Below are 1,153 nucleotides of genomic sequence, written 5' to 3'. Positions count from 1 at the left end.
TACTGAGGTTGAACTCGGGTTGTCGTTGGTGCTGACAGAGCTTGATCCTCGCGGTACGCCGTTGTCATGAGGTACGCGCAGGGCGGAGGTCTGTCGGACGAACGTCGGCAGTTCCGCGAGAGCATCCGGATGATGGCCGCCGAGCGGTTCGCCCTCGGCGAGCCGAGCTCCGCGATCGCCAAGGAGTTACGGGTCAGCGTGCGCTCGGTCCAGCGGTGGCGGCGGACTTGGTTCAGGGACGGACCGCGGGCCCTGCGCTCGGCTGGCTCGGCCTCGCCTCCAAGACTGAGCGAGGCACAGTTCGCGGTGCTGGAAGCCGAGCTGGCCAAGGGGCCGGTAGCTCACGGCTGGCCAGATCAACGCTGGACGCTTTCGAGGATCAAGACCGTGATCGGGCGGCGCTTCCACAAGAGCTACACCCTGCAAGGGGTGCGCAAGCTGCTGATCCGGCACGGCTTCTCCTGTCAGGTGCCGGCCAGACGGGCCGTCGAACGCGACGAGGATCAGGTCACCGGCTGGGTGAAGGAGACCTGGCCCCAGGTGGAAGCCTCGCGGCGGCGCTCGATGCATGGATCGTCTTCGAGGACGAGTCCGGCTTCTCGATGACGCCGCCCACCGCACGCACCTGGGCCCGCCGGGGCCACACGCCCGTCATCCGGGTCCGCGGCCGCTCCCGCCGACGCATCTCGATAGCGGCCCTGACCTGCTACAAACCCGGCGAACGCTCCCGGCTGATCTACCGGCCCCGCCGTGACGACGGCCGGCGCGACGGACGCAAGAGCTTCGCCTGGACCGACTACCGCGACCTGCTCATCACCGCCCACCAGCAGCTTGGCGGCCCGATCGTCCTCATCTGGGACAACCTCAACGTCCACCTCACCGCCGGAATGCGGCAGTTCATCGCCGGACGTGACTGGCTCACCGTCTACCAGCTGCCCGCCTACGCACCCGACCTCAACCCCGTTGAGGGCATCTGGTCCCTGCTGCGACGCGGCTGGCTGTCCAACACCGCCTTCACCACACCCGAGCACCTGATCCAGACCATCCGGCACGGCCTGAGAACGATCCAGTACCGCCCCGACCTGATCGACGGATGCCTCGCCGGGACCGGACTATCCATCACGACCACGACAACCCGAGTTCAACCTCAGTA

The 1,153-nt window shown here is 67.4% G+C and carries 2 protein-coding genes; both read left to right on the top strand.

Annotated elements, in window-relative coordinates; translation table 11 throughout:
• Positions 1-66 precede the first annotated feature (66 nt).
• A complete protein-coding gene (locus tag FB157_RS47015) occupies positions 67-606 on the top strand; it encodes a winged helix-turn-helix domain-containing protein (protein WP_145887997.1) in 540 nt (179 codons plus the stop codon).
• Positions 603-1,153 (top strand): transposase (locus tag FB157_RS47010; protein ID WP_261387080.1); only part of this gene is annotated, 551 nt, incomplete at its 3' end. The genes FB157_RS47015 and FB157_RS47010, both read left to right, overlap by 4 nt.

The sequence above is a fragment of the Streptomyces sp. BK340 genome (assembly GCF_007827595.1).
Classification (GTDB): Bacteria; Actinomycetota; Actinomycetes; order Streptomycetales; family Streptomycetaceae; genus Streptomyces.
This window is presented reverse-complemented; position numbering and strand designations above follow the sequence as displayed.